We start from the raw sequence: 21,840 nt of genomic DNA, 5'->3' as shown, positions 1-21,840 counted from the left end.
AGTCCGTTCAGTGCGTTCGGAGGGGGCTTCGCCGCGGCTCAAGCCTGGGCGACCGCCCAGGACGGAAGGTGGTCGATGCGGACCACCGCGCAGGTGATCGAGACACCGCCCCCGTGCGCGACGATGAGGATGTGGTCGCCGGCGGCCACCTGGCGCGTCTCCACGAGATGGTTGAGGCCGACGATCTGGTCGTTGACCGTCATGTGCCCCAACCCCCGTCCGAAATCAAGGAGTCCCTGCTCGGGGCTGAGGCCCATCGGGTCGAGGATGCCCTTGAGATAGCTCTCCCGGCCGGTGAAGATGTGCGCCACGCGGGCGATGTCGGCGACGTCGAGGTCCGCCTCGGTGATCGTGCGCAGGGCGAGTTCCGTGCGCAGTTCCCCCTGACGGCCCACCGCCTCCAGGACCGCCTCGTCCGCGAATCCGGCCGCCGCGGGCCTGTCGACGGCGTCCGCGGTCCCGCCGACGTTCACCGGGGGGAACTCCTCCTCGCGGAACTGCTCCTCGACCTCGGCGGTGGAGCCGCTGTTGATCGACAGGACGCGGGCGAATCCCGGCTCCTTGGTGAGGACGACGGCGCTCGCCCCGTCCGCGACGATGCCGTTCTCGAGGGAGGCCCAGCGATTGAAGTGCGGAGCCCCCACGTTGTCGGAGCCGGTGACGAGGGCGGCCTTGCGTTCGGGGACGGCCTGGAGGTAGCACGCGGCCAGTTCGATCGAACCGATCAGGCCGCTGCACCCCTGCCGGACCTGGTAGGACGGGATGTCCAGGTCGGTGAGGTGGCGCAGGATGTAGTGCTGCGGCGACCATGCTTCGGGCCCCTGCCTGTACAGACAGGCGTGGACGTGGAGGGCGAGGTCGTGAGGATGCCGGCCGGCCCGCTCGACCGCCTGGCGCGCCGCACGTACGGCCATGTCCGGTGCCATGGTGTCCCCGGCGACGGCCGCGCCGGTCCAACCCTGGTACTCGAAGTCCTCGGCGTCGTAGAGGCCCAGCTCCATGGCCTTCCGCGCGTCGAAGATGTCGGGGACGTGCACGCCGAGTCCGGCGATGTACAGATCAGGGGTCTTCATTTCTGGGACGTTCCTTCCGGTGCCGCGTCGGTCGCCCCGGCGGCCACCGCGTCGGCGATGGCCTGGGCGAGTGAGTCGATGGAGCTGTCCCGCAGGATCGTGACCATCGGCAGCTTGACCTGGAAGCGCCGGTCGATGCCGGTCCTCAGCTGCACCGCCGTCATCGAGTCCATCCCCATCTTGTTCAGTGGCCGGGCCGCGTTCAGACGCTCCGGCTTCAGTCCGAGGATCTCCGCGGCCGTCTCCTTGAGTGCGTCGACGACCTGTGGATCCGTCGCCCCGCGCTGGCCGGGGGCGGGAGTCCCCACTGCCGAGGACGCGGCGGCGGTGGGTTCGACGGCCTCCGGTCGGGAGACCGCCGGGGACGCCGAGGACGCCGGCCGACTAGTAGGGGGCTGTGCCGCCCAGGAGGCGGCAGGGGACCCCGGCTGCGGCTGCGGCTGCGGCTGCGGCTGCGGCTGCGGCTGCGGCTGCGGCTGCGGCTGCGGCTGCGGCGATCGTGCCGGTCGGTCCGGAACAGGCCGCACTTCCGGCACTGGCGGCACTGGCAACACGGGTGACACTCGCGCCTCGGCGCCGAAGCCGGGTGCCGTCAGTTCGCTGAGCAGCGGGGTGCGGGCCGCCTCGGGGTAGGCGCGCGCCCAGGACGGCCAGTCCGCTCGGAGGACGACGGTGTGCGAAGCGCCCTCGCCCAGAATGCCGTCCAGGGCGGCGAGGCCCTCGCCGGGCGAGAAGCTCGCCATGCCCTGGGGGACGAGGCTGCGGCCGTCTTCCTCCTCCTTGCGGGCGACCATGCCGACGCGGTCCCAGTAGCCCCAGTTGACCGAGGTGGCCGGGGCTCCTTCGGCGCGGCGGTGGTGGGCGAGGGCGTCCAGGAAGGCGTTTCCGGCGGCGTATCCGCCGAGGAAGGGCGCGGACAGGACCGAGTAGCAGGACGAGAAGAGGACGAACATGTCCAAGGGTGTGCCGCTGACCAGCCGGTGGAGGTTCCAGGCGCCCGAGACCTTGGCCTTCAGTTGGTCCGTGAGCTGCCGGGCCGTCAGATCGCGTATCAGGACACCGTCGAGGGTCCCGGCGGCGTGCAGGACTCCTCGCAGCGGGGGCTTGCCCTGGCGGGCTCGTTCGTCGAGGAGGGCGCGCATGGCCCGGTGGTCGGCCGCGTCGACCGCCGCGTACTGGACGTCGACACCCCGCCGGGCGAGATCACGCAGCACCGCCGACCGCGTGGCGCCTGGGTGGTCGGGTGCGGCGGTGGCCGGGTCGGGCAGCGGGGTCCGGCCGGTCAGCAGGAGGGTGCGGGCGCCCTGGTCGACGAGCCAGGAGGCCACCTGCGCCCCGATGCCTCCGGTGCCTCCGGTGACGAGGTAGGTGCCCACGGAGTGCACCCGCGCCTCCCCAGCCTTCTGGGACTCCTGGGGCTCCACACGCCTACGGCGTTCCTGCGGGGCGGGGAGCAGATCGTCGGTGAAGGCGAGGACGATCTCGCCGGCGCTCCCCTGCCGGACTGCGGCCCGGAGGGCATCGCCGGAGACGGCGGCGCTCAACTCGTGGTGAGGCAGGAGGGCGAGCGTTCCCTTGTCGACAAGGTCCGCCGTCGCCCGCAGCACGGCACCGGCATGGTGCGGGCGGTGCTTGATCATGTGGACGGTGTCGATCGCGTGGAAGGAGAGGTTGGGCGCGAGGTCACCGTGGTTCAGGGGGCCGGCCTCGGCGGAGGTGGCGAGTTCGAGGTAGTGGCCGTAGGGCGCGAGCAGGGAGAGGTCCGTGGGGGCGGCCTCGCCCGCGAGGGTGTTCACCACGGCGTCGAATCCGGTCTCGCCGGTGGCCTCATGGCGCATGGACGGGACCGCGGACGGTCGAGGGTGCGTGACATGCCCGGCCCCTTCTTCGTCCGGGCGGCGCTGCTCGCGTGGGGTCCCGGCCGTGGTCACGACGTCGGCGCCCAGCAAGCGGGCCACGCTGACCACGGCCTGGCCGACTCCCCCGGCAGCCGTGCGGACGAGCACGCGGTCGCCCTGCTCGACGCGGGCGCGGTGGTGGAGCGCGTGATAGGCGGCGAGGTACGCCCCGGGCAGTGCGGCGCCTTCGGCGGAGGTGACGCCTTCGGGCCTCGGCGCCGTCAGGACGGCCTTGGTGACGATGTGGGTGGCCGTCGTGTTCTCGGCGAGGGCGATGACCTCGTCGCCGACGCTCACGTCGTGCACCCCGTCGCCGACGGCGGTCACCGTCCCGGAACAGCCCGTGCCGAACGGCCGTACTCCTGGGAACGGGCGGGTGCCGGAGGGAGCGGGGGTATTGAGCGCGGCGTGCGAGACACGGATGACGACTTCGTCGGCGGCGGGCGCCGGCAGGGGCACGGAGGTCAGGCGCAGGTCGTCGAGACGGCCCGACGGCGGAAGGGTGAGGCAGACGGCGGAGACCGGTTCCTCGGCTCCGGCAAGTCTGCCGTGCTGGACCAGGCGGGCGACGTGACGGGTGCCGTCGCGCAGCGCGATCTGGTCCTCGTCGTCTGGGGCCAGCAGGGTCGCGACGAGGGCGGCCACGCTCTTGGGGTCGCGGTCCAGGTCGACGAGGCGGCTGCGCGACGCGGGGTGCTCGACGGCGAGCGTGCGTCCCAGGCCCCACAGCGGGGCCTGGAAGGGGGAGACCAGCCGGTCGCGGGAGGTGACGCGCTGGGCGTGCCGGCTGATCAGCCAGAGCCCGGGGGTGCCGGGCAGGCCGCGCGCGTCCAGGGCCTGGACGAGGTGGACGACGCTTCCGCAGGCGAGCAGTTGGGCTCTCTCGATCTCCTTGCCGGTCGCGTGCAGTCCCGCTTCCGCGTCCAGGGACCACAGGTGCACGATGCCGCGCAGTGTGCCACGCTCGGCCACCTCGTCCAGCAGCGTGGCGTAATGCGCGGCGTCGGCGGGGTCGATACGGATCCGGTCGGCCGCGGCCTGGTAGGTGGCGGCGGCGGTCACCACGACGACGTCCTCACCCTCGGCCGCGAGCCCTCGTACCACGGCTCTGCCGATGGGCCCGCTGTCGGTGAGGACCAGCCAGGTGCCGCGCCCGGCGGGCGGGGTGGCGGCGTCGGGTCCCGGCAGCGTCCGCCACTCGACGTCGTACATCCAGCTGTCCGGATCGTCCGCGGTCCGCGGCGTGCGGGGAGCGGGTGGGGTGGCGGTGGTCACGAGGGCGTCCTTCTGGGCGGGGGCCCGGCCGGTGAGGTGGTGGAGCCGCGCGCCTCTCATGTCGGCCAGGAGCCGGCCGGAGGCGTCGCGCAGGTGCAGGTCGGCGACGACGGTGTCGGTGTCGGTATGTGCGCCCGGCGCCGGGCGGGCGTGGCCGAACAGCCCGGTTCCGGGCCGGTCGTAGGAGCGGAACTCGTCGATGCCGCCGAGGACGAAGGCGTTGTCCGGATCGGCCGTCGACCGGGGGCGGAGCGCTGCCATCGCCTGGCTGCCGGCGTCGAGCAGCGCCGGATGGAAGTGGTGCCCGGCGAGGCCGGCGCGCAGTTCGTCGGGGCATGCGACGCGTGCCAGTGCCTCGCCGTCCCGGCACCACAGGTCCGTCAGGCCCCGGAAGGCGCCCTGCCACTGATTGCCGCGTTCGGCGTGGTAGGCGTAGAAGTCGGCGGCGCCGAGGCGCTCGGGGAGGGTGTCCTGGAGGGCGGCCAGATCGACCGGGGCTTCAGGTCCGGGGTGCGCCGGGAGGGCGTAGCCCCGTGCTCGGGCGAGCAGCGCCCATGGCGCGTGTCCGGTGGGTCGGCCGTGTACCTGGAGGGTCAGTTCGGTCCCGGCCACGCCGACGCTCACCCGCAGGGTGGGAGCCGGGCCGTCCTCGTCGAGGTAGAGGGCGTGCGTGAAGTGGACGTCCGCGAGGGCCACCGGTCCGTCGCCTAGTACCTGACGCGTCGCCTCCGTCAGCAGTTCCAGGTGGACGGCTCCCGGCAGGACGATCGTGTCCTGGACCCGATGACCGGCCAGATAGGCGTGGCGACGGGTGTTGAGGGGGCCCTGCCACACCCGGGTGCCGTCGGCGGCCGTCGTGAGCCGGCCCAGGAGGGGATGCCGGCGCGCCGCGTCGAGCGGCGGCCGGGTGGAGGTCGGCGCGTCGGCGGTGGCCTCCCGTACAGGGGCGGGTTCGGGCAGCCAGTGCCGGTCGCGCTGCCAGGGGTAGCCGGGCAGCGGGACGTGGTGTCCGGCGTCGACGACGGCGGCGAGGTCGATCGGCACGCCGGCGGTGTGCAGGGTGCCGGCCGCGGTGAGCAGCGCGGTGCGCTCGCTCTCGTGGCGGCGCAGCGATCCCACCACCGTGACGTCCGCGAGGCCCGCCGCCCGGGCGGTCTCCCTGATCCCGCCCACGAGCACGGGGTGCGGGCTCATCTCGATGAACACGGTGTCGGCGGTGTCGAGTTGACGGCGCACGGCGCCGACGAAGTCCACGGGTTCACGGATGTTGCGCACCCAGTACCGGGCGTCCATGCCGGAGCCGTCGACGACCTCGCCGAGGAGGGTGGAGTGGATGGGTACGGACGCCGGGCGAGGGGCCACGTCGTCCAGCGCCTCCAGCAGGTCGTCGTGGAGCACGTCCATCTGCGGGCAGTGCGAGGCGAAGTCGACGTTGACGAGCCGATGGGGTGTCCCCTGGGCGTCGAGTGCCGCGAGGACCGCGGCCAGCGCGTCCGCGTCACCGGAAAGCAGCGTGGACGAGGGGCTGTTGGCGGCCGCGACGGCCACGGTGTCCTCGTGGCCAGTCAGCGCCCGGGCCGCGTCGGCGGCGGGCAGCGCGACCCAGGCCATGGCGCCGTGGCCGGACAGGCGCTTGGCGATCCGGCTGCGGCGGCAGATGACGGCGGCGGCGTCCTCGATGCTCAGGGCGCCCGCGATGTACGCCGCCGCCGATTCGCCCATGCTGTGGCCGATGACGACGTCGGGTTCGATCCCCCAGGAGCGCCACAGCTGTGCGAGGGCGATCTCCATCGCCCACAGGACGGGCTGGACGACGTCGAGTTCGGCGAGGCGTTGTTCGGAGCCGTCGCGGAGCAGTTCGACGACCGACCAGCCGGTCTCGGCCCGGACGGCCGCGTCGCAGCTCCGCAGGGCGCGGGCGAAGACGGGCTCGTCCTCGAGCAGTTCGCGTCCCATGCCCACCCACTGGGAGCCCTGGCCGGGAAAGACGAAGGCCACCCGGGGGCGCCGGGCGGAGTCGGTGTATTCCGAGGCGGACAGGCCCGGTTCGGGTTCGTCCCGCACGAAGGCGTCCAGTGCGAGCGCGGCCTGCTCGCGGGAGTCGGCCGGCAGGGCGAGCCGGGCGTCGAGGTGGGAACGGTGCTGGGCCGCGCTGTGGCAGATGTCGCGAAGGCGGTGCTGAGCGCTCTTGTCGTCGGTCAGGAAGCGGGCGACCGAACCCGCGAGTGCCTTGAGCGCCTCGGGGGTCGCGGCGGAGAGGGTGAGCAGTTGGGGCCGCTCCGGCGACTCTTCGCCTGCCCCATCGCCTGCGCCTGCGCCTGCGACCGCGCCTGCCCCTGCGGGCCGCACTTGGCGGCCGGGCACGTACTCCTCCAGCACGATGTGGGCGTTGGTCCCGGACAGTCCGAAGCTGCTGATGCCCGCGAGGGCGGGCCGGCCGGCGTCGGGCAGCGGTGTGTTGCGGGTCGCGACGGCCAGCGGAAGCGCCGCCCAGGGCACGGCCGGGTTGGGGGTGCTCAGATGCAGGCTGGGTGGGACGGCGCGCTGTTCGAGGCAGAGGACCGCTTTGATGAGGCCGGCGATTCCCGCCGCCGCCTCGGCGTGCCCGATGTTCGTCTTGACCGAGCCCACGAGCACGGGGTGAGCGGCGGACCGGCCTGTGCCCAGGACGTCCGCGAGTGCCTGGAGTTCGACCGGGTCGCCGACGGCGGTCCCGGTGCCGTGCGCCTCCACGTAGTCCACGTCGGCCGGGTCCACGCCCGCGTTCGCGTAGGCGCGGACGAGCACGTCGCGCTGGCCTTCGACGCCGGGGGTGGTCAGGTAGCCGCTGGAGCGGCCGTCGTTGCCCACGGCGGAGCCGCGCAGGACGGCCCGGACGCGGTTGCCGTCGGCCAGCGCCAGGGCGAGCGGTTTGAGGATCACGGTGCCGATGCCGTCGCTGCGGACGAAGCCGTCCCCGGACGCGTCGGCGAACTTGCAGCGGCCGTCCCGGGCGAGCATGCCGGCGCTGGAGTACCCGATGCCCTCTTCCGGCCGGAGTACGAGATTGACCGCGCCGGCGATGGCCGTCCGGCACTCGCCCAGGCGCAGTGCCTGGACGGCGTTGTGCACCGCCACCAGGCCCGAGGAGCAGGCCGTGTCGACGGTGAAGCTGGGCCCGCGCAGGTCGAAGGCGTACGACAGCCGGCCGGAGGTGATCGCGCGGAACGCGGCCCCGGTCAGGCCGTAGAGGTCGAGCCCATCTCGTCGCGTGTACTGGGTGTGCCAGTAGTCGCCGCCGGCCTGGCCCACGTAGACGCCGGTGTCGGAACCGGCCAGGTGCGCCAGCGGGATGCCCGCGTCCTCGAGTGCCTCGTAGGCGACCTCCAGCAGCAGGCGCTGCTGGGGGTCCATCTTCCCGGCCTCGCGCGGAGCGATGCCGAAGAACTCGGCGTCGAAGTCGGCTACGCGGCGCAGGAATCCGCCCCACCGGCTGACGGTCCGTCCGGGGGTACGCGGCTTCGGGTCGTAGAGGGCCTCGACGTCGTACCGGTCGGCGGGGATGTCGGTGATCGCGTCGGTGCCGTCGCGCAGCAGGGTCCACAGGTCGTCGACGGTGTCGGCGCCGGCGAAGCGGCCGGCCATGCCGATGACGGCGATGGGTTCGGCGGCGCGGTTCGCTGCGGTGGGACGGGACGGGTCGTCCACGGGCACGGGCACGGGTGGTTCCTGGTTCGTGAGTCGGTGGTCGGAGGTCAGCCGCGTGGCGGGCCGACCGCCGCTGTGGTGGCGCCCGCACGGTGGCCGTTCGGCCGCGGGCCGGCCCCGCTGGGTCCGGGCGGGCCGAGATCTCGCGAGGGGCGGGACCACGGGCCGGCCGGGACGACCTCGGGAGGGGCACGGTCGGCCACGCGGTCCCCGGGGAGGGGGCGCGGTCGCCCACGCGGTCCTCAGGGGCTCGTGCCGCCCTGCCCGGACGCGGGTGCGCCGGGGTGTGGTCCCCCGTACCGGGTGCGGCGGCGCGCGGCCGTGCCGCCGCACCCGGTACGGGGGTGGTCTCAGCCGGTGCGGGGTACGACGGCGAGCCGCCGGTCCGCCATGTCCTGGACCGTGTCGAGATCCTGATCCGTCTCGGGGTCGGGGGTCGCGTCGGGCAGGTCGTCCTCCAGTCGGCGCAGCGGCCGCCAGCACAGGCCGAGCGTGCCCCAGACGGCGATGCACACCCCGCACACGATCAGCAGAAGGGCCATGCCGCGGCCGGGACCGGTGCCCAGCGCGTCGCCCAGCGCCGCGTGCTCACGCAGGGCCGGGGCGAACACGTGATCGGCGAGCGGGCCCGCCGCGAGGAGGCCCAGGGGCTGGGTGGCGAGGGCGAGCGTGACGTTGGTGGCCAGGACCCGGCCCTGCAGTTCCTGCCCGACCTTGACCTGGATGATCGACAGCCAGTGCGCGTTCAGCACGGCCATGGCCCCCATCCGCACCGCGAGTCCGGCCGCCACCAGCGGCAGGGACGCGTGCAGGCCCATCAGGACGGTGCCCGCTCCCACGCCGAGGGTGGCGCCGATCATGCCGGTCGCCCGGCGCCGGGTGCCGCCCCACGGCACCATCAGCAGGCCGCCGACCACGCCGCCCAGTCCGCCGATGGTCGTGACCAGTCCTAGCTGCGGGACACCGGCGAACGACAGGACTAGCGGCTGTACGGCGACGAACACCACGGAGGCGAAGAGGTTCAGCACGGCGGCGAAGCCGGTCAGCAGCAGCAGCGGCCTGCGCCGCGCGATGAACCGCCAGCCTCCGATGAGTGCCTGTCCGAAGGTTTCCCGCTGCCGGGGAAAGAGGCGGTCGGGGAAGCGTACGGCCAGCAGGGACGCGATGCCGGCGGCGAAGGCGCCCACACCGGCGGCGACGACGCCGGACACGCCCACCACCGCCACGAGCGCGCCGCCCAGGAGCGGTCCGACGACGGTGGCGAAGCCGAGTCCGAGTCCGACGAGGGCGTTGGCCTGCGGCAGATAGGGCTTGGGCACCAGTTGGGCGGTGGCGGCCAGGTACGCGGGCCGGTGGAAGGCGGTGGCGAGTGCGGTGATCGTGACGATCAGGCACACGGCCGGCAGCGACAGCCGGTGGGTGAGCAGGAGCACGGCCGGCGCGGCCATCGCCAGGGCGCTGACGGTGTCGGCGGCGAGCATCACCCGGCGGCGGTCCACCCGGTCGGCCACCGTTCCGCCGACCGGGGTGGCGAGGACGGCGGGAAGCGTGGCGAGCATCGTGACGAGGGCCAGGTCCAGGACCCGGCCGCTGCGCTGGTAGGCCCACACGCCGAGGGCGAACATGCTGAGGCTGCCGCCCAGCATGGACAGGAACTGGCCGCCGGCGACGGTGTAGAAGGCCCGCAGACCGGAGGGCCGCGCGGGGGCCGGGGCGGCCGGCTCGGGCAGGTGGCCGGCGGTCCAGTCCGTGATCCGTCGTCCGAGCAGGGCGGCGAGGGCGGTCGCCTGGTGCCGCAGGAAGTAGTGGCCCGCCTTCGGGATGGTGGCGAGCGCGACCCGGGGGGAGAAGGTCTCCCATTCGCGGTAGCGCTCCTGGTACAGCTCGGTGGAGTGGTCGGCCTCGCCCACCACGCACAGGATCGGGGCCCGCAGGGCGGCGCCCGGCGCGGCGAGTTGCCGGGCGTACCAGGCCCTGGCCTCGCCGGAGTCGTGACGCATGGCCCGTAGCGCGGTCTCGGTGGCCGTGTCGTCCATGTCGTCGAGGATGCCGCCGGTCGTGCGCAGCACGTCCCGGTAGTGGCGGTTGGAGGCCCATCGCTCCAGGGGCAGGACCCGGTGGGCGAAGGCGGCGGCCCGTCCCGGCAGCCGCGCGGAGGGGAAGTTGCCCGCCACGACCACGCCGAGCACCTCGCGGCCGCCGTCCTCCAGCCTGCGGGCCAGGGCGACGGCCGCGGCGGAGCCCACGGAGTGTCCGTAGACGACGACGGGCCCGCTCACGGTCGCGTCGATCTCCTCGGCGAGCCGTTCGGTCAGCTCGTCCAGCGGCAGGAACTCCTCCGCGGGCCGGGCCGGATCGTGTCCCGGCAGCTCGACCGCCAGGAGCGCCAGATCGTCCGGCAGGGCGGCGGCGAGCGGCTGGTACACGGCCGCCGATCCGCCGCCGTAGGGGACGCAGACCACGGTGGCCGTGGCGTCGCGCGTCCCGCTCAGGCGGTGCAGCAGACGGCCCTGCCCGGTGTCGGACGCTTCGAGGTGCGCGGCCAGTTCCCGGATGGTGGGACGGGTGAACATGTCGATCACCCGCAGGCCGGGGTCGCAGGCCCGGACGGCGCGGACCGCGGCGAACGAGTCCCCGCCGAGGGCGAAGAAGTCGTCGTCGATGCCGATGTCGTCCATCCCGAGGATCCGCGTCCAGGCCTGGGCCAGGCGGTGCTCGGTGGGGGTCTGCGGCATCGCCCGGCTTCCGGCCTCCTCGGGCGCGGGCAGCGGCAGGGCCTTTCTGTCGACCTTGCCGTTCGCCGTGAGGGGCATCCTCGCGAGCACGGTGAGGGAGGCGGGCACCATGTATTCCGGGAGGCGCTCGCGCAGTCCGGTACGGATCTGCCGGACGTCGAGCCGACTCCCGGACTCCGGCACCACCCAGGCCGCCAGCGCCTGGCGCTGCCCTTCGCCGACGGGCAGGACGACCGCTTCGGCGACGCCCGGCAACTGCCGCAGGGCGTCGGCGACATCGCCCGGTTCGACCCGGTAGCCGCGCACCTTGACCTGGTCGTCGACCCGTCCGCGGAACTCCACCCAGCCGTCCCGGCGGATCCGCAGGACGTCTCCGGAGCGGTACATGCGCTGTCCGTCGACGGTGATGAACCGCTGGGCGGTGAGCTCGGGTGCCCCGATGTAGCCCCGGGCGACGCCGGGACCGCCCACCAGCAGTTCTCCCGGGATGCCCACGGGCACCGGGCGGCCGTCGCGGTCGGCGAGGAAGCCCACGGTGTTGGCGACCGGCCGGCCGAGGGGGACGATGCCGGTGCGCAGGTCCTCGGGGACGTCGTCGACGTCGCAGACCGTGCGGACCATGGTGGATTCGGTGTGCCCGTAGTGGTTCTGCACCCGCAGTCCGGGGCGGGCGGCGCGGGCCCGCTCGACGATGGACCAGGGCAGCGCCTCGCCCGCGAACATCAGCAGTTTGCGGGGCAGGACGGCGCCGACGTCGCCGTGGGCCGCCAGCAGCTCGAAGTGGCTCGGGACGAGCTTGATGACGTCCATGGGGTGGTCGGCCAGGTAGCCGGCGAGCGCGACCGGGTCCATGGCCGTCTCACGGGCGACGAAGTGGACGGTGCCGCCGGTGGTGAGAGCGGCGTGGAAGCAGGTGTGGGCGAAGTCCGCGGCGATCGTCGACATCACGGCGAACACACCGCCGCGGACGTCGTCGCCCAGGTGTTCCAGCACGCCGTCCAGGTAGTCGGTCGCGCTGGCGTGCTCGACGGCGACGCCCTTGGGCGTGCCGGTGGATCCGGAGGTGAAGATGACGTGCAGCAGGTGTCCGGGGTCCAGCGGGATGTCGGGCCGGTGCTCCGGCCGGTCCGCGAGTACGGCCGGGTCGTCCAGGACGACGATGTGCCGGCCGTCTCCCTCGACGAGGTGGGTGAACTCCCGCACGGTGACCACCGTGCGCACCCGCGCGGTGTCCAGGATCGCGGCGATCCGGTTCGCGGGGTGCGTGGCGTCCAGCGGCAGATAGCCGGCGCCGGCCTTGAGCACGCCGTGCAGGGCGGCCGGCAGGGCCACCGAGTGCTCCAGCAGCACGCCGACGGGCTGGTCGGGCAGGACGCCCGCGGACATGAGGGCGTGGGCGACGCGATTGGCCGCGCGGTCGAGCTGCCCGTAGGTCAGCGTGCCGTCGGGCGCCACGACAGCGAGCGCGTCGGGGGTGCGGTCCGCCCACCGCTCGACGAGCGGATGCAGGGTGCGGGGGGCCTCCTCACGCACCGGGCCGCGCAGCTCCGACGCGGCCAGGGACACCGGCGCGGCGGCGGACACCGGCGCGTCGACGTCGTCAACCAACTGCGCCAGCACGTCGAGGTACCACGAGGCGATGCCCTGGACGGTGTCCTCGTCGAACAGCTCGCTGCGGTAGTTGAGGGTGCCGGTGAAGCCGGACGGTCCCTCCGCCACGGTGACGTGGAGGTCGGACTTGGCGGACAGGACCGGTCGGCCCAGCGCGTCGGCGTCGAGGCCGGGGAAGGCCGGCGGTTCGTCGTCCAGGACGAGGAAGTTGAACAGCGTCTGGACGATCGGGGCCGCCGTGGCGGTGCGGTCGGGCCGCAGCCTGGCCACCACCTGCTCGAACGGCACGTCGGCGTGCGCGTAGGCGTCGAGCGCCACCTCCCGCACCCGCGTGAGCAGTTCGGCCCCCGTCAGGTCGCCAGAGAGGTCGGTGCGCATGACGACGGTGTTGACGAAGCAGCCCACCATGCCGTCGGTGCCGGGGTGGCGGCGGCCCGCCTCCACGACGCCCACCGGCACGTCGGTGGTGGCGCACATGCGCGACAGCAGCGCCTGCCACGCCGCGAGGAACACCATGAACGGGGTGCAGCCGGTCCGTTCGGCCACCGCGCGGACCTGTTCGGCCAAGGGGCCGGTGACCGCGAGGGCGACCTCACTGCCGGCCGACCCGGCGACCGGGGGCCTGGGTCGGTCCAGCGGGAGGTCCAGCAGCGGTGCGAGATCGGCCAGTTCCTCCTCCCACCAGTCGACGGCCTCGGGCTGCTCGGAGCGGGCGGCCAGCCACGCGGCGTAGTCCGTGTGCTGGGCGGCGGGCGGCGGACTCTGGCCGAGGCCGAGCCGTGCCGCGTACAGCACCGGGAGTTCGGCGCGGATCAGCCCCAGGGACCAGCCGTCGATGGCTACGTGATGGAAGGTCAGCGCGAGCACATGCTCGTCGCCGGTTCGCCACAGCGCCGCGCGCAGGGGCGGCCGCGTCGCGAGGTCGAAGGGCTCGTCGGCCTCCGCGGCCAGCGCCTCCTCCAGCCGCTCGGGCCGTACGTCCCCGGTGGACACCGGTACGTCCGCGGCCTCGCCGACCACGGTGACGGGTTGCCCGCCGTGTTCCTCGATCCGGCCGCGCAGCACCTCGTGGCGCTGCGCCAGATCCCGGACCGCGCCGATCAGGGCCGCCTCGTCCACGGCGCCCCGCAGCCGCAGCACGAGGCGGGCGTGGAACGCGGTACCGCTGGTGCCCAGTTCCTCCAGGAACCACAGGCGGGACTGCGCGGCCGACAGCGGGAGGGGTGCGGCGGGGTCGAAGCGGCGTGGAATGGTGTCGGCGGGCTTGGCGAGTGCCGCGGCCAGGCGCCGTTCCAGCAGTTCACGGGAGCGTGCCCGCGGGTCGGCTGTGGTCGAGCGCGGGGCCGTACCGAGGGCCTCAGTTCCCATTGCGTTCATTCTCCATCGACGTGCGCGCTGTCGCAGGGGGCCGAGTGGCCGGGCGCACGCACGCGTGTCCGTGCGGCGCCACCTGTTCCTTCGCGGTCTTGCGTGTCCGGCTCGCGGCCGGCGTGGGGCGAGCGATTGAGTGGAAGTCGTGCGGGGCGGGTGCCCGCCCGCGGGTGCCGGCGGGCGGGGTGCGGGGGTGCCGGATCATGGCCCGGACGCCTCCGGGGGCCGCGGTTCGATCCGCAGGCGGCCGATGGCCTCCTCGGCCCGGCGTACGGCCTGCTCACGCGTCGCCGCGCAGCTCACGGCGTAGGCGGCGCGGTCCAGGGAGTGGCGCGGCTCGCGGGTGCGCGCTCCGGGCTCGACGAGGAACCGGCAGGCCATCACGTCCGGTACGGCGTAGGCCGCCGCCAGTCCGTCGAGGCTCTCCACCACGCCGTCCGGGGCTCGCAGGAAGCGGACGGCTGCGGCCTTGCGCGCCCGCCGCGGCAGGGGCGCGGACGGTTCCTCCCCCCGGAGCACGCTCCAGAAGGCGCGCACCAGTTCGGTGTCGTACGCCCACTCGATCAGGTCCACGATCTCGTCGCCCGGCGGGCGCCCGGCGCACTCGACCAGGTAGGGCGTGCCGTCCTCGACGATCCACTCGCAGTGCACCATGCCCGTGCCGAAGCCGACCGCGCGCACGACCTGCTCGGTCCGCTCACGCAGGAGCGTGTCGAGCTCGCCGGAGATGTCGGCGGGTACCAGGTGTCCGCGCTCGACCGGCCGGGGGCCGGGGAAGAGGTCCTTCTCGGTGACGTTGCCGAACAGGACGCGGCCCGCCGACACCAGCATCTCCACGCTGTACTCGCGGCCGCTGACGTACCGCTCCACCAGCATCCGCGCCGGGAGCGGCCGGTCCGGCAGCCAGACCCCGCCGGTCAGGGCGGCGCACTCGGCGACGCACTCGGCCCAGGCGTCGTCCGCCTCGTCCGCGTGGCGCAGGACGCGGATGCCCACGCTCCCCTGCCGGTCGGCCGGTTTGAGCACCGCCGCACCGGGGTGGGCCGCCATGAACGCCCGCACCTGCTCCGGATCGTCCACCGCCTGCGAGGCGGGGTTGGGGATGCCGGCCGCCCGGGTGACCCCGCGCAGCAGCGCCTTGTCGTGCAGCACCTGTGCGGCGCCGAGCCCGGCGCCCGGAAGCCCGTAGCGCTCGGCGAGGCGCGCGGCGAACACGGTGGCGTCCTCCACCACCGGCGCGATCGCGGCGGGTGCGAGATCGGGGTGGGCGTCGTGGAACGCGTCGGCCGCGCCCGCGAGTTGGTACTCGAACGCGACCAGCTCGCGGATCACCTCCGCGTCCCGCGCCTGCGCGCGCAGTGCGCGTTTGCGGACGACGTCGGGCTCCTCGATGACGATCACCGAGGCATCGGGCTGGAACGCGCCGACGGCGGCCACCGCGGTCCAGGTGAACCCCACCATGATCACGGGGTGTGTCGTCATGTCCTGCTTCCCGCTCGGTCGTTCCTGGTCGGCCAAGGCGCCGGATCCGGTCATGCCGGTGCCTCGCCCTGCTCTTCGGCGAGGCGCTCCAGCATCAGCCGCTCGACGTCGTCGGCGAAGTCCGCGAGCACCGGACGGTCGAACACGGCCCGTACCGGGATCCGTTGGCCGATCGCCTCACGCAGTCGGCCCACCATCCGGGTCGCGGCCAGCGAGGTGCCGCCCAGCGCGAAGAAGTCGCCCCGGGCCGCGACCTCGTCCACGTGCAGCACCTCGGCCCAGACCTTCGCCACGACCTGCTGCATCAGGGACATGGGTGCGTCCGCCGCCAGCTCGGCCACGGCCGGCTCGGGCAGCGCGGCGCGGTCGACCTTGCCGTTCGGCGTGGTGGGGAAGGCGTCCAGCACCATCCAGCGGCGCGGGACCATGTAGTCGGGCAGCCGCTCGGCTAGATGGCTCTCGAAGGGAGCGTGCGCGGTTGCCGTGGACACGACATAGCCGACCAGGTGCCGTTCACCGGCCGGGCCGGCGACGGTGACGACCGCGTCGGCGACGTCGGGGTGCTCGCGCAGCACGGCCTCGATCTCGCCGAGCTCGACGCGCTGGCCCCTCACCTTCACCTGGAGGTCGCCGCGCCCCAGGTACTCCAGCCCCCGGCCGTGCCGGCGCACGAGGTCGCCCGTGCGGTAGCAGCGCTCGCCGTCGGCACCGGTGACGAAACGCTCGGCGGTCAGCTCGGCCCGGTCCAGGTATCCGGTGGCCACGCCCGCGCCCGCGATCCACAGCTCGCCGGCGCTCCCCGGCAGCGCGGGCCGGCCCCACCGGTCGACCACGTGGATCCGGGTACCGGCGATCGGGGTGCCGATGGGCACGGCACGGTCGGTCGCCTGCCCGTCCACCCGGCCGATGGTCGAGTAGATCGTGGTCTCCGTGGGTCCGTAGGCGTTCCACAGCTCGCCGAGCCGCGGCGCGAGGTCACGGGCGAGGACGGGGTCGAGGAGTTCACCGATGCTGATCACCCGCATCCCGGGCCGGTCGGGCCAGTCGGCGGCCTGGAGCAGGCGCAGCGTGGTCGGCGTGGCCGTCGCGACCGTCACGCCGGTCCGCTCGATCCACTCGGCCAGCGCGTGGCCGTCGGTGGTGGTGTCGCGGTCCGCGAGCGCCAGCCGCGCGCCGCGGGCGAGGGTGACCCACAGTTCGTAGCCGAACACGTCGAAGGTGAACGGCACCACGCCGAGGGTGACGTCGTCCTCGGTCATCCCGGGCCGGGCCGACAGCGCGGCGACGAAGGCGGCCAGGTTCGCGTGCGTCACCTGCACCCCCTTCGGCCGTCCGGTGGAGCCGGAGGTGAACAGCACGTAGGCCGTCCGCTCCGGTTCGGGTTCCGGCAGGTCGGCCGGACGGGCCCGGGTCACGGCCTCGTCCACGTCGATCACGTGCGCTCCCGGCAGGGCGCGGGCCGCGGCCAGGGCCGTGCCGCCGGAGACGACCACGCGCACCCCGGCGTCCGCGGCCAGCCCGGCCAGCCGGCCCGGCGGGTGCTCGGGGTCCAGCGGCAGGTACGCCGCCCCCGCCCTCAGCACGCCGAGCAGCGCCCCCGGCAGCCGCCGGTCGCGGGGCAGGCAGACGCCGACCGGTTCTCCCGGCTTGAGGCCCCGCGCGGCGAGGACGGCCGCGATCCGGCCGGAGGACTCGGCCAGTTCGCCGTAGCCGACCGTGCCGTCGGCGGCGAGCACCGCGACGGCGTCCGGCCTGCGGCGGGCCTGCTCCAGCACGGCGCCGACGACCGTGGCGGGCCGGTCCGGCGCCAGCGCCTCGCCCGTGGCGGCCGAGCGCAGTTCGGCGCGCTCGCCCGCCGTGAGCGGGTCGAGGGCGAGGATCGGCCGGTCCGGCTCGTCGAGCGCGCCATCGAGCAGGGCGACGAACCAGCGCGCCCAGCGGCTCACGGTGGCCTGGTCGAACAGCCCGGTCCGATAGGTCAGCGTGCCCGTGAACCCGGTGCCGTCGTCCATCAGCGCGAGCGAGAGATCGACCTGCGCCGCCGTGCGCGGCGTGTCGACCCGCGCCGCGGAAAGGTCGGCGAAGGTGTCCGCGGCGGCGGGCACGCCGATGACGTTCAGCATCGCCTGGAAGAGCGGTGTGGAGTCCGGATCACGTTCCGGCCGCAGACGTCGGACGACCTCCTCGAACGGGGTGTCGGCGCGGTCGAGGGCGTCCAGCACCCTGCTTCGGGTGCGCAGCAGCGCCTGTCTGACCGTGGGGTCGCCGGAGAGGTCGCCGCGCAGGACCAGGGTGTTCGCGAAGCAGCCGACCATGCGCTCGGTGCCGGGCAGCGTGCGCCCGGACACCGGTACGCCGACCGGCACGTCCTCGGTGCCCGCGAGCCGGGCCAGCAGTGCCTGCCAGGCGGTGAGCAGCACCATGAACGGCGTGCAGTCCAGCTCCGCCGCCACCCGCCGCAGGCGTGCGGCCAGTTGGGCGGGGAGTTCCACCGGCGCGGAGGCGCCCGCCCAGCCGGCCGCCGGTCCGCGCGGCCGGTCCACCGGCAGCGCGAGCGGGGTCAGGCCGTCCAACTGCGCTGTCCACCAGTCCAGATGGGCGTCCGCGGCGTGTCCGTCGCGTTGCGTACGCTGCCACTCGGCCACATCCGCGTACTGCGCTGCGAGCGGCCGCGGAGCCGGTCCGGTGCCGCGCCGCGCCAGGTACAGCGCCGACAGGTCGTCCGTGATCGTCGCCCAGGACCAGGCGTCGACGGCGATGTGGTGCACCGTGAGCACCAGGACGTGTTCGGTCGCCGAGGTGCGCAGCAGCAGCGCCCGCGAGGGCGGTTCGCGGTCCAGGGCGAACGGCCGCGACACCTCCGCGCGTACCACTGCGTCGACGCCGTCCGTCCCGGCGTCCACGACGGGCATCGCGAGGGTGGCGGGGGCGGCCGGCGCGGTCACCGGCCCTGACTCCGTCTCGGTGACGACGGCGCTCAGCACCCCGTGGCGGTCGCCGAGTGCGCGCACCGCCGCATGCAGGGCGGGCACGTCGAGCGGGCCGTTCAGCCGCAGTGCCACGGCGGTGTGGTACGCGTCGCTGTCGGGGCGCAGCCGCCACAGGAACCACAGCCGCTCCTGCGCGGGCGACAGCCGCGCCGGGGCGGCGGGATCCGCGCGCCGGGGCACGGGCCCGGACGCGGCCTGCCCCGCCGTGCGGCGTTCCAGCTCGGCGGCCAGGTCGCGCAGCACCGGCTTTTCGAAGACCACCCGTACGGGCAGCCGGCAGCCGGTGGCCTCGGCCAGCAGGCCCACCATCCGGGTGGCGGCGAAGGAGTGGCCGCCGAGCGCGAAGAAGTCGTCGCTCGCGCCGACCCGGGGCACACCGAGCAGTGCCGTCCACACCTCGGCGACCGCCCGCTCGGCGGCGGTGGCCGGTGCGACCGCGGCGGCCTCGGACCGGGCGGCCCTCGGTGCCTGGCGCAGGGCCGCCCGGTCGGGCTTGCCGTTGGAGGTGAGCGGGATGCGCTCCAGGACCACGACGTCGGACGGGACCATGTGGGCGGCGAGCGACTCGCGCAGCCGGGCCCGGATCCCGTCGGGCCCCGGCGTGTGGCCGGGCGCGGGCACGACCCAGCAGACCAGCCGCCGTTCGTGCGCTTCGCCCTCGGCCAGTACGACGGCCTCGGCGACCTCGGGCAGCGACCTGAGCGCGGCCGTCACCTCGCCCGGCTCGACGCGGTAGCCGCGCACCTTGACCTGGTCGTCGGCGCGGCCGAGGAACTCCACGACGTCACCGTCGCGCAGTCGTACCAGGTCGCCGGTGCGGTACCAGCGGCCGCCCCGCGGGTCGTCGACGAAGCGTTCCGCGGTCAGGTCCGGTCGTCCCACGTAGCCGCGGGTCACGCCCGGTCCGCCGAGGAGGAGTTCGCCGGGGACGCCGGCCGGCTGGGGGCGGCCCGCACGGTCCACCACGCGGCCGATCACGTTGGGCAGCGGGCGGCCCAGCGGCACCAGCCCGGTGCGCGCCGCCTCGGGGACCTCGTCCACGTCGCAGACCAGCGACATCATCGTGGCCTCGGTGGGCCCGTAGTGGGTGTGCACGGCGAGGTCGGGCCGCACCCGGCGGACGTCCTCGACCAGGGACCACGGGCAGCCCTCACCGCCGAGGATGAGCAGCCTGCCGGGCAGGACGCCGGCGAGGTCGCCGTGGCGGGCGAGCATGGTGAGGTGGCTCGGGACGAGTTTGACCACGTCCACCCGGTGCCGCGCGAGGTACGCGGCGAAGGCCCGCGGGTCGGTCGCGGTCTCCCGGTCCGGCAGGTGCAGGGTGCCGCCGGTAAGCCAGGCCCCGTAGAGGCAGGCCAGGCCAAGGTCGGCCGCGACCGTGGACACCATCGCGAAGGACCCGCCCGCGACCTCGGGCATGCGGCCGATCAGACCGGTGACGCAGTGGGCCAGGTTGCCGTGCCGGACCGCGACGCCCTTGGGGGCCCCGGTCGAGCCGGAGGTGAAGATGATGTGCGCCAGGTCGTCGGGGCCGACCCGCACGTCCGGCCGCGTCCGCGGACCGTCGCCGTGGGCGGCCGGCTCGACGACATCGGCGAACCCGCGTACGCGGTCCGCCGGTTCGCCCGCGGTCACCACCAGCCGGGTGCCGGAGGCCCGCAGCATGTCGTGGATGCGGGCGGCGGGGTGGGCCGTGTCCATCGGCAGGTAGGCGCCGCCCGCCTTGAGGATGCCGAGTACGGCCGTGGCGAAGTCCGCTCCGGGATCCAGGAGGACGCCGACCGGACGGTCCGGGCCGACGCCGAGCGCGATCAGCCGGTGGGCGAGGCGGTTGGCGCGCCGGTCCCACTCGCCGTAGGTCAGGCTGCCGTCGGCGCCGGTCACGGCCGTCGCGTCCGGGCGCTCGTCCGCCCACCTCTCGATCAGCGTGTGCACCGGCACCTCGGCCGGCGCGGTGACGGGACCAGCGAGCGCGGGTCCGGTCTCCGGTTCCAGGGGGATCTCGCCGACCGGACGTGCCGGATCGGCGGCCATCCCCTCCAGCAGCGCGAGGAACCACCGCACGAGGTTCTCGGCGGTCGCCGCGTCGAACAGGTCGCCGCGGTACTCCAGGCGGCCGCTCACACCGGATCCGGGCCCGCCGTCGGCCAGCTCCATGCTCAGGTCGAACTTGGCCGTACGAGGCGGCACGTGCCGCCACTCGGCGTGCACGCCGGGCAGGGCGGGGGCTTCCAACGCGTCGTACAGGTTGAGCAGCACCTGGAACACCGGCGTGGCCGACAGGGTCCGCTCCGGGCTGAGCCGTTCCACGACGCGTTCGAAGGGCACACGGGAGTGAGCGAAGGCGTCCAGCGCGCCCGCCCGCACCCGGGCGATCAGATCGCGGCCGGTCGGGTCGCCCGCGAGGTCGGTGCGCACCACGACCGTGTCGAGGAAGCAGCCGACGGCCGCCTCGCTCGCCTCGGTGTGCCGTCCGGCGTGCGGGACGCCCACCGCGACGTCGTCGGTGTCCGCGAGCCGTCCCAGGAGGGCCTGCCAGGCGGCCATGAGCACCATGAACGGGGAGGCGCCGCTCTCCGCGGCGACGGCGCGCACCCGGGCCGCCGTCGAGGGCGGCACCGTGACCGGGGTGGCCGCGCCGGGCCACGCCGATGCCAGGGTGCGGGGCCGGTCGGTGGGCAGGTCGAGCAGGGCGGGCAGGCCGGCCAGGTTCGCGGCCCACCAGTCGAGACCGGCCGCGTCCTCGGGCTCCTCGCGCACCACGTCCGCGTACTGCCGTGCCGGGGCGGGCGGTTCGCTCTCACCGCGCCGGGCGGCGTAGAGCGCGGCCAGGTCCGCGACGAGGATCCGGTGCGACCATCCGTCGGTGGCGATGTGATGGAGCGTGAGGGCCAGGACCCGGCAGCCGGGCGTGTGGAACAGCACGGCCCGCATGGGCGGTTCGGTGGTGAGGCGGAACGGGCGGCCGGTCTCCTCGGCGAGCGCCGCGTCGAGGTCCGCCTCGTCCACCTCCCGCACGGACACCGGCACGTCGGCGGCCGGACGGGTGCGCACGACCGGGAGCGGTCCGTCCGGATCGATGACGCCGCGCAGTACGCGGTGGCGTTCCGCCAGGTCCCGCAGGGCGCCGAGCAGTGCGCCCTCGTCCAGACTCCCGGTGAACCGCAGCACCACGGGCACGTTGTACGCCGGGCTGTCCGGCTCCAGTTGAGCGAGGAACCACAGTCTGCGCTGCGCGGCCGACAGGGGAGCCGGGCCTTCGGACGTCGCGGCCGCGGAAGGGACGGTGCCCTGGGCCACCGCCTCCCGGCCGGCCGCGAGACGCGCTGCCAGCCGTTCGCGCAGGCCGTCGCCTGTGTTGCTCATGGTGCCCTTTTCTTCGAAGTCGTGGGGCCGGCTCACCGGGAGGGCGGCTCTCGGTCCGGCGAGCGGCACACGCGTCTCCACCGGCCCTGGCCGAAGGGCCGGCCGCTGCCCGTGGCCGGGCCGGAGACGGTGATGACGGTCGGTGATGGTGACGGTGGCGGGGCGAACCCGCGATGGCCTTGACGCCCGCCGGGGTGACCGCGGTCGGCGGCCCCGATCCGGGCACCGACGGGCACGGCGGGACAGCCGGACGGTCAGTGGCCCGTGCGGGTCTGCGTCCGACGTAATCCCTTACCGGCCCTGGGGATGACTCTTTCTCCAACCGTGCGTAAAGCGAATGGTCCGCGGCTGC

Annotated in this window: 5 protein-coding genes; all 5 read right to left on the bottom strand. The window is 74.5% G+C overall.

Annotated elements, in window-relative coordinates:
• Positions 1-38: 38 nt before the first annotated feature.
• The 5 genes from ACWCQK_RS28165 to ACWCQK_RS28145 all read right to left on the bottom strand — a co-directional run bounded on the left by ACWCQK_RS28165 (position 39) and on the right by ACWCQK_RS28145 (position 21,488).
• Complete coding sequence (locus ACWCQK_RS28165) at positions 39-1,073, bottom strand: ketoacyl-ACP synthase III family protein (protein ID WP_451159588.1); 1,035 nt, start codon at positions 1,071-1,073, stop codon at positions 39-41.
• Positions 1,070-7,945, bottom strand: coding sequence for an acyltransferase domain-containing protein (locus ACWCQK_RS28160; protein WP_451159586.1), 6,876 nt, complete (start codon positions 7,943-7,945; stop codon positions 1,070-1,072). Before ACWCQK_RS28160 ends, ACWCQK_RS28165 begins: the two co-directional genes overlap by 4 nt.
• A gap of 338 nt (positions 7,946-8,283) precedes the next feature.
• Positions 8,284-13,647, bottom strand: a complete 5,364-nt coding sequence (locus tag ACWCQK_RS28155) for a non-ribosomal peptide synthetase/MFS transporter (protein WP_451159584.1) — start codon at positions 13,645-13,647, stop codon at positions 8,284-8,286.
• Positions 13,648-13,851: 204 nt separating this feature from the next.
• Positions 13,852-15,132, bottom strand: a complete 1,281-nt coding sequence (locus tag ACWCQK_RS28150) for an ATP-grasp domain-containing protein (RefSeq protein WP_451159582.1) — start codon at positions 15,130-15,132, stop codon at positions 13,852-13,854.
• A 50-nt stretch (positions 15,133-15,182) separates the two neighbouring features.
• Positions 15,183-21,488: an amino acid adenylation domain-containing protein gene (locus ACWCQK_RS28145; protein WP_451159580.1), complete on the bottom strand. Its 6,306-nt coding sequence runs from the start codon at positions 21,486-21,488 to the stop codon at positions 15,183-15,185.
• Positions 21,489-21,840: the final 352 nt, after the last annotated feature.

This window comes from Streptomyces sp. NPDC002306, from assembly GCF_053593435.1.
Note: the sequence above shows the minus strand (reverse complement) of the source record. Positions and strands in the feature narration are given on the sequence as shown.